Annotated in this window: 9 protein-coding genes; all 9 read left to right on the top strand. The window is 55.9% G+C overall.

Annotated features, from left to right (window positions below):
* Positions 1 to 64 precede the first annotated feature (64 nt).
* The 9 genes from ftsY (at position 65) to D9V82_RS03080 (ending at position 10933) form a co-directional block, all read left to right on the top strand.
* Positions 65 to 1789 (top strand): signal recognition particle-docking protein FtsY, encoded by a 1725-nt coding sequence (gene ftsY / locus D9V82_RS03120; protein ID WP_121910922.1) that lies wholly within the window; start codon positions 65 to 67, stop codon positions 1787 to 1789.
* Positions 1790 to 2038: 249 nt separating this feature from the next.
* Entirely contained in the window at positions 2039 to 5020 is a 2982-nt protein-coding gene (locus D9V82_RS03115) for a DUF4040 family protein (RefSeq protein WP_121910921.1), read from the top strand.
* The gene (locus tag D9V82_RS03110) at positions 5020 to 5496 is read left to right on the top strand and encodes a sodium:proton antiporter (protein WP_121910920.1); all 477 of its coding nucleotides are present in this window, start codon (positions 5020 to 5022) and stop codon (positions 5494 to 5496) included. Before D9V82_RS03115 ends, D9V82_RS03110 begins: the two co-directional genes overlap by 1 nt.
* The gene (locus D9V82_RS03105) at positions 5496 to 7037 is read left to right on the top strand and encodes a monovalent cation/H+ antiporter subunit D family protein (protein ID WP_121910919.1); all 1542 of its coding nucleotides are present in this window, start codon (positions 5496 to 5498) and stop codon (positions 7035 to 7037) included. The genes D9V82_RS03110 and D9V82_RS03105 overlap by 1 nt, the downstream gene beginning before the upstream one ends.
* A complete protein-coding gene (locus tag D9V82_RS03100; RefSeq protein WP_121910918.1) occupies positions 7038 to 7571 on the top strand; it encodes a monovalent cation/H+ antiporter subunit E in 534 nt (177 codons plus the stop codon). It begins immediately after the preceding gene.
* Entirely contained in the window at positions 7568 to 7858 is a 291-nt protein-coding gene (locus D9V82_RS03095; RefSeq protein ID WP_121910917.1) for a cation:proton antiporter, read from the top strand. The genes D9V82_RS03100 and D9V82_RS03095 overlap by 4 nt, the downstream gene beginning before the upstream one ends.
* 3 nt (positions 7859 to 7861) lie before the next feature.
* Complete coding sequence (locus D9V82_RS03090; RefSeq protein ID WP_121910916.1) at positions 7862 to 8230, top strand: Na+/H+ antiporter subunit G; 369 nt, start codon at positions 7862 to 7864, stop codon at positions 8228 to 8230.
* A gap of 225 nt (positions 8231 to 8455) precedes the next feature.
* A complete protein-coding gene (locus D9V82_RS03085; RefSeq protein ID WP_121910915.1) occupies positions 8456 to 8794 on the top strand; it encodes a P-II family nitrogen regulator in 339 nt (112 codons plus the stop codon).
* The gene (locus D9V82_RS03080) at positions 8795 to 10933 is read left to right on the top strand and encodes a [protein-PII] uridylyltransferase (protein ID WP_420826860.1); all 2139 of its coding nucleotides are present in this window, start codon (positions 8795 to 8797) and stop codon (positions 10931 to 10933) included.
* Positions 10934 to 10947 lie beyond the last annotated feature (14 nt).

Genomic DNA, 10947 nt, shown 5'->3' with positions numbered 1-10947 from the left:
GAAGGACTAGAAGATTTCGCCTTCCCTCTGTGCCGCAAGCCCGAAAAGCTGGCACTATAGAGGTATGAATTCTTTATGGTTATGGATCGGCATAGCAATCGTTGTTATTGTGCTGATTGTCGTCTTTATCGCAATCGGCAAAAAGCGCGGTGAATCCAAGAAGGTTTCTTTTGACAAACCCAAGGAAGAAGAGCCCAAGCAGCTAACCCAGGAGCAAAAGTCCGGCAATTACCAGGCAAAGTCCGGATTCAACTTTACCCCCGCGGGCTCGCAGCAACCTGAGAAGGTCACACGGGAGGAGCCGCGCCGGGCCCAGCCACAGCAGGCTAAGCAGCAGCAATTCCAAAAGTCGGGGCAAAGCGCTACCGAAATCGCGAATGCGCAGATCGATGGCGAAAAGCCGTTGGCGGCCCAGCAGGAAAAATCGCAGCGCGCAGAAGCTGCGGGGGATAAACCTGAGGGCAGGGGCGCGGCCGCAACGGCTGCCGCTGATGGAGCCGGTGTCGGTGGTGATGTAGAGTCTGCTGGGAGCCGCGCGGAATCCGCCGTAAATGACGAAGCGGTTAGGGAACCAACAGGCCAAGTAAAGGACCCTGCCGGCCAGTCAGACCACGAAGAAAAAGCTCCGGAACCGACTGCATCCGTAGAGGCTGCCAAGGTAGAAGACAAGTCGCCGGTCTTTGACGGGTTAGTAGAAGATAAAGACGCTGACCACATCGAAGAACGCATCGATAGCCACGAGGAAGCTGCAGAAGCGGCGGCTGCAGCCAATGCACAAACAGATGCTGCGGAAGCGGCCAAGGAACAGAGTCCCGTACCGGATGGTGAACCTGCGGTAGCGACCCACCCCACCGAGGATATCGCTCCGGCGGGAGGCCGCCTCGGGCGGTTGCGCAGCCGTCTCTCCCGTTCCCAAAACGCCATCGGCCAGGGGTTGATGGGAATTCTTTCCGCGGGCGATTTGGATGAAGACGCCTGGGAGGAAATTGAAGATACCCTCATCATGGCGGATTTGGGCACCAAGTCCACGATGAAAGTCACCGATTCTCTGCGAGACAAGATCGCTGAGCGCGGCGTTTCGAGCGAGGAACAGGCGCGCGCAATGTTGCGAGAATGCCTCATCGAGGCCTGCCACCCAGAAATGGATCGCTCCATTCGCGCGATGCCTAATGACGGAAAGCCAGCGATCGTGATGGTTGTGGGCGTCAACGGTACCGGTAAGACCACCACCACCGGTAAGCTCGCCCGCGTCTTGGTATCGATGGGTCATAGCGTCTTGCTGGGTGCGGCAGATACTTTCCGCGCCGCGGCAGCTGATCAGCTAGAAACGTGGGGCCGCCGCGTGGGCGCCGAAACAGTGCGTGGCAAAGAAGGCGCAGATCCAGCCTCAGTGGCGTTTGATGCCGTAGCCACCGGTGTAAAACAGCAGGTCGATGTTGTCTTAGTCGATACCGCCGGCCGCCTGCACACTTCGACCGACCTCATGGATCAGTTGGGCAAAGTCAAGCGTGTCGTCGAGAAGAAGACCGAGGTAGATGAGGTCCTCTTGGTCCTCGATGCCACGGTAGGACAAAATGGCCTAACACAGGCACGTATTTTCCGCGAGGTCGTGGACATCTCCGGTGTGGTGCTTACTAAATTGGATGGCACGGCTAAGGGTGGCATCGTCTTCCAGGTGCAAGAGGAGTTGGGTGTACCAGTCAAGCTTGTCGGCTTGGGTGAGGGTGCCGACGATCTTGCACCCTTCGAAGTCGAAGGCTTTGTCGATGCTTTGCTCGGCGAGAGATAGGGGCTTCTTCCTCAACCATTTTAGATAACTCCCCAGTACCCGGCGTCTATAAATCGGCATGGTGGCGGGTACCGGGGAGTTTTCTCGCGCCTATGCGCCCTGCAGGTATGTCCCGCGGGCATGGCAAGCCGTGGATTACTGTGATCTGCAATGGGCTGGTGAGCAATGCTAATCTGGTGGGGCTGTATTTAGTGATTCGGTGCGAAATTCGCACCAATCCAAGACCAAGGTTCGTGAGGCAAGTATTTCGTGACACTACTTTTTGCTGTCCTCCTTGCGGCATTGGCAGTGATCTTGGCACCGGTGACCGTAAAGGTCATGGACCGACAGGCGGGCTATCCACTAGCAGGCCTCTTCCTCGTTGCAGCGGTGCTCATTGCTAAGGATTTTTCTGCCATTGCAGCGGGGGAGGAACTCAGTTTCCACACCACTTGGGTGCGCGATTTTATTGCACCGGGGGTTGACGTAAGTTTCGCTCTACGCGGAGATGCACTGAGCATTTTCTTCGCCATGTTGGCTCTTGTCATCGGCGCCGTCGTGTTGACATATTCGGCAGCGTATCTCCCTAAGAACCAGGGAAATACGAGCTTTTATACATTGATGACGGCGTTCACGCTGTCCATTTTGTTGCTGGTGCTGGCTAATGACGTTGTTGTGCTATTCCTCGCCTGGGAGCTTGTCTCCTTGGCTTCCTTCATGCTCATTGCGCGTTCTGGTTCCGGGGGAGAGGCTGGTTCGCAGCGCACTTTAATCCTGACGTTCATCGGTGGCCTTACACTTTTGACGGGATTGGGAATTGCTGCAGTAACCACCGGGTCGACCACCATTTCTGAGATCCTCGCCTCCTCGGTATGGGATGATCGTCCGGGTGTGACTGCGAGCGTTGCTATCCTCATCGCGGCTTCCGCTTTTACCAAGTCCGCGCAATTTCCATTCCACTTTTGGCTGCCAGAAGCTATGGCCGCTGCTACGCCAGTTTCGGCGTTCTTGCACGCCGCAGCCGTGGTCAAGGCGGGTATCTACCTGCTTATCCGCTTCTCCGCAATCTTCAACGATGTCGCGGTGTGGAACTGGGTGCTCATCGTAGTCGGTATGGGTACGGCGGTGATGTCCGCGGTGTTTGCTCTGCAGAAGACGGACCTGAAGAAGCTGACTGCTTATTCCACGGTATCCCACCTTGGTTGGATTGTGGCCACCGTCGGTGTCGGCACTCCGTTCGCCATTGGGGCGGCACTGGTACACACCTTGGCACACGCGCTTTTTAAGTCCTCGCTGTTTATGCTCATCGGCGTCATTGACCATGAAGCGGGTTCGCGAGATATTCGCCGTCTTGGCCCGCTGTGGAAGAAGATGCCGTGGACATTTGGCTCTGTAGTCATCGCCGCAGCATCCATGGCTGCGATACCTCCGCTGCTGGGCTTCGTGTCCAAGGAAGGAATGCTCACTGCCTTCGAGGACGCCCCCATCGGTGGCGCAGGCCAAGTAATTCTACTGGCCGTGGCAGGTATTGGTGCCTTCTTTACTTTCACCTACTCGGCAAAGATCGTCTTCGGTGCATTCCTCGATGGACCGCGGTCCATGGACCATGTCCACGAAGCCCCAGTTGCCCTATGGCTTCCCGCGGCACTTCCGGGCTTTATGTCCCTGCCGCTCGTCATCGTCTTAAGCTTTTTCGAAGAGCCATTAGAGCATGCTGTCGGCGCTGTGGGCATGGAAACACATGCTCACCTCTCGGTATGGCATGGAATTAACGTGCCGTTTATTATCTCGATTCTGGTGCTGGTGGCCGGTATCGCGGCCCTTTTTGTCCGCAAGAAGATGTGGCCGGCCTTCGAGGGCCGCAAGTTCATGCCGCGCACCGGTAACGAGCTTTTGCAGAGCTTGCAAGGTGGCTGCGCGAAGCTTGGCTATGTAGTGGGCAAGATGGCAGATTCTCATAATCCTTCCCGCCACATCTTGCCGATTGTCATCGTGGTTATCGTCCTCGCTGGTACAACTTTGTTCAGTGAGGGCATAGACGGGGTACCGCTGCAACCGCGCGTCGATGGGCTCGACAAACCATGGGACTTGCTGCCCTTGGGAATTATCGCCTTGGCCGTATTCGGGTTGGTTCGCACCAAGAACCGCCTCACCGGCGCCGTTATGATCGGCATTGCAGGCACAGGCGTCACTTTGCAAATGTTTTTCTTGGGCGCACCGGACGTCGCACTGACACAGTTCATGGTGGAAGCCCTTTCTGTGGTCGTCATGATGATGGTTTTGCGTTACCTGCCGGAGACCTTCCAGCCGGTTACTGATAAAACCCGTAAGGTGGGCTCCATCGTTATCGCCGTATTGGCTGGCATTGCGGCTTTCCTCGGTGTATGGAGCTTGATGGGCCGCCACGAGCGTTCGGATCTGTCTTTGTGGTATCTCGACAATGCGCCGGATATTACGGGTGGCGATAACGTCGTGGCCACCATCATCGTGGAATTCCGCGCACTCGATACCTTGGGCGAGCTCTCCGTGCTGGGCATGGCCGCCGTAGTTATTGCAGCCATTACTACCACGCTGCCACGCTTCCCGTTCACCTCGGGTACGCGTCCGGCGCCATTCGGTCAGTCGCAGCTGAACTCTGTGCCACTGCGCAAGGGAATCAATATCGTCATTCCTTTGCTCATCATCATGTCCGTCATCGTGTTTTTCCGTGGACATGATTCCTCCGGCGGTGGATTCCCCGCAGCCCTCATCATGGGTGCAGCCATTGGTCTGACCTACTTGTCCCGCGGATCCGATGAGATTGTCTTCGGACGTATGACCCCAGTACACCTCACCGGCATTGGTATTATTACCGCGCTATTGGCAGGTTTTATCGGTTACTGGCACCACGGCTTTGGCAACGGTGGTTTCCTCACTGCCTTGCACGGTGAGGCCTTCGGCCAGCATTGGACGACGTCGCTAATCTTCGATCTCGGCATTTATCTGGCGGTATTAGGCATGCTTACGATGGCTATCAATGCTTTGGGCGGCTACCTCAGGCCAGGTACAGAGCGGGACTACCTGCCATGGATCCATGACCATGATTCGGCCTTGCCGGCTACACCGCGCATTGCCGTAGAGGATGCGGACGATCCGTACCCTGACCCAATCAACCCGTCGACCGATCCGCTCGCTTTGCTCAGCCCCAAAGAGGCGAAAACTAAAACAAAGCAACGTCGCCGTCATAACGCCGACCGAGGAGGGGAGAAGTAATGATTCTCGCGTTAACTATCGCCATCCTCATCGGTGGCGCCGTCTACCTCATTCAACAACGTGGTTTGGTCCGTATTGTTTTGGGCATGATGGCATTCGGTCACGGTGCCAACCTGACTTTGTTGGCCACTGGGGTGTACTCCTACCGAGGTGAAGCCTTTCCATCGGAAGTACCACACGCCCAGATGGCGGATCCATTACCGCAGGCATTTGTTCTGACAGCGGTTGTCATTTCTATGGCAACCTCAACCATTCTGTTGACCATGGCTGCAATGGGCAAGAACGATGACACCGATGTGGTGGAACCCGTCGATGACAACACTATTGATCACGCATTTTCTACCTTGGGCCGCGATGCCCAGAACCGAGCGATTTTGGAAGAGTCCGCCAATGAACTCGATCGCATTGGCCGTGTAGACCATGACACCCCCGTGACTGAGCGTGGGATAGATAGGAAGAAGGAGGGTGAAAAATAATGGCTGATGTTGTAGCCCAACTTCTTCCGCTTTTCCCAGCAGTTCCGCTCATTGCTGCCGCCATTGCCTTGCTGGCACCCAGGCGCGCCGTCCGCGACACGATTATGCTCATCGTCCCCGGAATTGGGGTTGTGGCCGGTCTGGGACTGTTGATCTACACCATGACCAATGGGGTAGTGGCGCATACCGTGGGCCTCTACGTGGGCAATGTGGGTATTCCCCTCGTAGCGGATGCCTTTGCCGCGCTGATGATCAGCACCACGATGATCGTGGCCTTCGGCGCTAATTGGTTCGCCATCGTGGGCGGGGAGACGAAATCTCGTTATTACCCCTCACTCACCTTGATTCTTATCACAGGTGTGTGCGGTGCGCTGCTAACCGCTGATCTCTTTAACTTCTTTGTATTCATAGAGGTCATGCTGCTGCCGTCTTACGGCCTCATCACTATGTCGGGCACGTGGTCTCGCTTGGCGGCAGGACGCGCGTTCATCCTAGTCAACCTTTTTGCTTCCACGCTGCTGCTGGTAGGTGTGGGATATATCTATTCAGTTACCGGCTCGGTTAACCTAGCCTCCTTGCAGGGTGCTGCCGCCGGCAATGGCCCGGTCACCGTTGCTGCGGGCATTATTCTCATCGCCGTTACCGCCAAGGCTGGCGTGTTTCCGGTGCAGTCTTGGCTACCGCGTACCTACCCAGGAACGTCGGCTGCAGTGATGGGCCTTTTCTCCGGCCTCCACACGAAGGTCGCAGTGTATATGCTCTACCGGCTGTATGTGCAGCTTTTCGATCTTGAGCAGCGATGGAACGTACTCATCATCGTCCTCATGCTGATTTCGATGATGATCGGTGCTTTTGGTGGCCTGAAGGAAAAGACCATTCGCCGCGTGCTGGGTTACCAGATGCTTAACGGTATGCCTTTCATCTTGGTGATGTTGGCTTTTACTGCCGAAGATCCAAGCCGCGCGTTGGCCGCCGGTATTATGTACACGATTCACCACATGGTGACCGTCGGCTCATTGATTCTGGCTTCCGGTGCCATCGAAGAGACCTACGGTACGGGTGACCTAACGAAGCTATCTGGCCTTGCGCGCCGCGATACCATTATCGCCTGGATTTTTGCCGCTGGTGCCTTCTCCATTGTAGGTTTTCCGCCGTTCTCCGGCATGTGGGGTAAACTCATGATAGTTTTCGAGGTCGCGCGTAATGGTGGCGCTTCGGCCTGGATTGTGATTTCCGCCATCATCATCGCCTCCTTCGCTGCATTCTTGGCAATGTTGCGCGTGTGGCGTGAAACTTTCTGGGGACATGATTTGCCCTCGAATAAGGTTCCAGATGAGCTGATCATCCGCAAGAAACTGATGGCGCCTTCTGCAACCCTCATCCTGGTCTCGCTGGGCATGTTCCTTTTCTCAGGTTGGGTCATCGATGCGGTAGAAACCGCAGCCGAGCAACTGCTGGACACAACGGCTTATACCGACACCATCTTGGGGGATGACCCAGCCGCACTACCTAATATCGATGACATTCAGGAGGGCCGATAAATGCATGCTGTAGGTTATGCACTCTGGCTCATCAAGGAAATTTTCGTTGCTGGGTTCAGCTTGGCGATGTCAGCATTTAAGCCTGATAACAAGTACCACCCAGTTATCATCCGATATCCACTGCGCGTTACCGGCGCCTGGGAGATTTTCTGGTTTACTTCCTCTATCACTGCCACTCCTGGCACGCTGTCCTTGGGACTGCGTGAGCCACCGCGAAAGGGGCTGCCCCGCATTGTGCTAGTACAAGCGGTACAGGGTTCCGACCCTGCGGCAATTGTCGCTGATTTGGCCGAGATGGAAGAGCGTTTGGCCCCGCGCGTCAAGAGCATTGATTACGGCGTTCCTGGGCAAGGAAATACGACGGAGCTTGATGAGGCTTTCTACGAATTTCCCTTGGATACACTCGGCCGCTATATGCGCTCGCCAGATCTGGCGCGGGCCGAGGATACTCCGCTCTCGGAGCGTCAGGCAGACGTAGAAAAGCCCAAGCACCTAGCCCGGAAAATTCAACGCAGGAAGGAGACCGACCGATGATTGATTTTGCAACATTGACCCCATTCGGTTGGGTCGTACTGGTGAGCGTGTTCATTATGGGCGGTGCCGCCTGGTGCGGGGTGTTATTGGCGCTGCGCACCCGCGATGAGCTTACTCGGGCGGTGATGTCAGACATCGTCTTTTATGGCATGATCTGCATGTATCTTGGTTGGTCAATGATTAACAATGCTCCATTGGCTTATGACATTGCCCTGATTGGTGCCATTGCAGCCGGTATTTTGCCGACTTTGTCCATGGCCCGCATTATTTCGAAAGGGCGGCGATAAGCCATGGCTGTGTACGAAATTATTGCTTCGGTACTGCTCATCGTGGCCACCATCCTTGTCGTGGCCACCGTGGTCTCCTTGTGGCGTGCGCCGGATGCCTTGACCCGCGCCAACTTGATGGGCCCGACCGTGGGTTTGGCGGTGCCGCTTATTATCGTCGCCAAGCTAGTAGTGGATTTTGGACAGGACGGTTTTTCACTGGGCCTTCTTATCAAGGGATTTTTCGCCTTCTTTGGCGTCTGGATTATTGGCGCGGTGGGCTCGTTTTACCTGGGGCGTTCCATCTATGGCGTTGCGGTAACTGACGTCAAACATGCCCAACACAATAATGAGGAAATTCAGACCGTTTACGCTGATGAAGACGAAATTTAGGGTGTTCTTTACCTATTTTGAAACGCGGGTTTGCACCTCCTTCACGGATGGAGTGTGGCCCGTGTTTCTTTTACGCAGCGGACAACGCGACTGCAGCGGATCCGCCCGTAATATACCGATTGCCGCCGTAGTGCGCGCACGTTCTATTTGGCTGGGGCTAGACTAGGACGCAGCATATCCGCACCACAATTGGCTGCTGAATGACCTTTTCCGTAGGAGGATTAAATGAAACTAATTACCGCCATTGTGAAACCGTTTACTCTACCGGATATCCGGGAGGCATTAAAACAGCAAGATGTGCACGGTCTCACCGTGACCGAAAGCCAGGGCTTCGGGCAGCAAAGCGGGCACAGTGAGGTCTATCGCGGAGCAGAGTACGCCACGGACTTTGTGCCCAAGGTTAAGCTGGAAGTGTTAACCGCTGATCACCAGGTCGAAGACCTCATTGACGCCATCGTCGATGCGGCTTATACCGGCAAGATTGGCGATGGCAAGATTTGGATTACCCCGGTTGAAGACGTTATTCGTATTCGCACGGGAGAGCGCGGCGAAACTGCCCTTTAAATGAAAATAGTGGGGGCATCCGCTCTTCGTAGTGAAGCCTATGCCGCGGCGGTGCGGGTCCTCAAGGCTTTGGACTTGCCGCCGCACACGGCGCTAGCTGCAACCGGCTCTTTGGCTAGACAGGAGATGACTCCGTATTCCGATCTGGATGTTATATTAATCATCCCAGAGAACAACGAGCCAGATTCTGGTTTGCTAGAGGACTTGTGGTATCCGGTGTGGGATGCCAAATATCGCTTGGACTTTGCTCTGCGTACCCCGCAGGAGTGCGCCGAGATTGCTCTGGAGGACACTTCGGCCGGCTTTGCACAGCTAGATCTAACTTATATCGCGGGCGAGAAACCGCTTGTTGATGAGGCCCGTCAGCGGCTCCTGCATGCATGGCGGCGCCAGCTGCAGCGAGGCTTTGATAGCTTCGTCGATAACGCCATCGCGCGCTGGAACCGCTCTGGCGCCGTCGCCACCATGACCAACCCAGACCTGAAAAATGGACGTGGGGGACTGCGAGATATTCAGCTCCTGCGCGCTTTAGCTTTAGGCAACCTGTGTGATCTGCCCGCGCTGGATGAACAACGGCGCTTATTACTCGATGTACGGACCCTCTTGCACGTAAAAGCTCGCCGGCACCGCGATATTTTGGACCCGGATTTTGCCGCAGACGTGGCGGAAGAATTGGGTTTTAGCAGCCGCTATGAGGTAACGGCTGCGTTAGTTAGTGCGGCTTCCGGTATCGATGAGGCGGTAGAGCGCAGTTTGGCCACTGCCCGCGGCATTTTGGGTAGTCGTGGCGGTGGGGTGCACCGGGGGAGGGGCCGCGTGCGGCGTCCCCTTGATGTGGATGTCGTAACAGATGGCGCCGTTATCTCCTTGCCCCGCACTTTCAATTCCGAAGATCCCTGGTTGTTGACCCGCGTGGCGGCGGCCGCGGCGCGGACGGGATATTCCGTATCAATGGCGACGTGGCGGGCGTTGCAGGAGCTTCCACCCCCACCGCAGCGGTGGCCGCGGGCGGCCGTAGATGATTTTTTTGCCATTTTGTCTTCGCCGGACAACACTCCACGGGTGATTGCTGAGCTGGATCGCTACGGCCTATGGGAGCGCTTGGTTCCGGAATGGAATCATGTGCGCGGATTATTACCCAGAGAACGAACTCACCTGCATTCCGTGGATTATCACCTGGTTGCCACCGTGACGCGGTGCGCCGAAGTGCGGACTTCGGTGGCCCGCCCGGATCTCCTCCTTTTGGCCGCTTTATATCACGATTTAGGCAAGGGTTACGACCGCCCGCATGCACAAGTGGGGGCTGAATTGGTAGCACAACAAGCCGCGCGCATGCGTTTTAATCTTGCAGATATATCGCGCGTGCAAACCGTGGTAGCAGAACACACCACCTTAGCGCGATTGGCGGCGAGTATGGATCCAAGATCGGATTCCGCACGTGATGCCCTACTAGATGCGTGCCAGTATGACCAATTGATCATTTCGCTGCTTGCGACTTTATCTAAGGCGGATGCCTTATCAACGGGCCCCGGAATGTGGTCCACCCGTACTGCACAGGCGCAGGCCCTGATCGTGGCCCGCGCCCTTGAGGCAAATAAGCCACGCATAGTTACTCGGCCCTTGGTCCACGTTCCCCGGGAAGATTATGGGGTAGGGCTCGTGGTTGATTGGCAGGAGGAAGTGGCCACCGTAAGCTGGTCCGGTGCCAACAAGGCAGAATTTAAACGCATTTTTGCCCTGATAGCTGCCCTGGGGTGGACTATTGTGCGGGCCAATTGTGTACGCGGTGGTGCTGGTGATTATCAGGCGGAGTTTGACATTCGCACAGTCCAAAAAAACCTCACAGAGGTCGCAGAACCGGACCGGTTTATCCAGTCCTATAATTCGCGCACGTACACAGAGTTTCCCGCTATCGCAGGTGAGCCCACCACGGCAGCCTTTAATGTGGGTGGAATTTTGGAGATTCGCACCGTGGAAAGAATAGGCGCGTTGGGCTATTTGGTGGAGGCGTTGCCGGAGTTTATGTGGCTGCGACATGAGATTCTGGGGGCCACGATGATTGTGCACGTTTTCTTCGGGGCGTTGGTTTCTCGCGCCCAGGTGGTGGGGAATGTGACCAGGGCGCTGGCTAGGGACTAGGATTGAGTAATTGA

The organism is Corynebacterium macginleyi (genome assembly GCF_003688935.1).
Lineage (GTDB): Bacteria > Actinomycetota > Actinomycetes > Mycobacteriales > Mycobacteriaceae > Corynebacterium > Corynebacterium macginleyi.
The sequence above is the reverse complement of the archived record's forward strand: the minus strand, read 5'-3'. Positions and strand labels throughout refer to the sequence as shown.